This is a genomic window from Rhizobium mayense, assembly GCF_030272705.1.
Taxonomy (GTDB): Bacteria; Pseudomonadota; Alphaproteobacteria; order Rhizobiales; family Rhizobiaceae; genus Rhizobium; species Rhizobium mayense.
On record NZ_JARFYM010000102.1, the window covers coordinates 1 to 895 of the forward strand.

Sequence of the window (895 nt, forward strand, 5' to 3'; positions counted from 1 at the left end):
ATGTAACTCCGGTCGGGCTACGCCCTCCCTACGTCACACCCCCGCCGCAGAGTCTCATCCTGATTGACGCTGAATCTCACCGTGATTGCCGCCGCGCACAGTTCCAACGGACACGAAGTTGGATGCCCGATGGCAGCACCTGATGGCGGAAACAGAACGACGGCATAACGCTCTGTTTCCAGATGAACAGATCTCTATCGTCCAGTATCAAGCAAAAACTGGAGCGCCTCAGTCCGCAATCTACAATTCGCATGGATTGAGAGTTCGGGGTATCTCCAACCTTCACCGAAGTGGCGTGCCCATTGAATTGATCAGTAAAATGGTAGCGGGTCACGCAAGTATAATTATGACGCTGTATTACACCGTTTACGAGCCGTGGCATATCCACGACATGCTGACTAAGGCAGCGGTGGAAACCCAGGCCAGAGTCGCCCGGGAGTTTATGGAGGCGTTTCGAAGCTTTAGCATCGATGAAGCCCGTAACTCGTCGGCGACGGTTGATGATGACACGGTACGGTACGCTAAAGAAAAATCGGATCCAGCCCTCTATTGCAACGTAGACATCGGATTTTGCCTCGAGGACGGCAGGAGATGCGACGAGGGAGGCCCTCCAATACGCCGATCGAAGGGACAATCCGGCGATAAAACCAAACACAGCGCAGTCCCTGGGGGAGACCGCAATTGTGTGATGTGTCGGTTCTTTGTCTCAGGACCGCCATGGATCCGTCAACTCAGCATGCATTCCACCTCGTTGCTTGAGAAAATCGCCCATCTGCACCGGCAGGAAACGGAGATCAAGTGACCTTGCCCCGTTGAAATAATCCATTTTGAAGTAAGCTCTGGCCCATTGAGAGGACCAGGGAATGAAGCGCAACCGTTTCACGGACGAACAAAT

Annotated in this window: 1 protein-coding gene; it reads left to right on the plus strand. The window is 53.4% G+C overall.

The window, feature by feature from the left end:
• Positions 1-142 precede the first annotated feature (142 nt).
• Positions 143-802 (plus strand): site-specific integrase, encoded by a 660-nt coding sequence (locus PY649_RS34765; protein WP_285873600.1) that lies wholly within the window; start codon positions 143-145, stop codon positions 800-802.
• The last annotated feature ends 93 nt before the right edge of the window (positions 803-895 follow it).

Excerpts from the sequence above, each read along its gene's own strand:
- PY649_RS34765 (WP_285873600.1), top strand. The coding sequence starts at position 143 with ATGGCGGAAACAGAACGACGGCATAACGCTCTGTTTCCAGATGAACAG.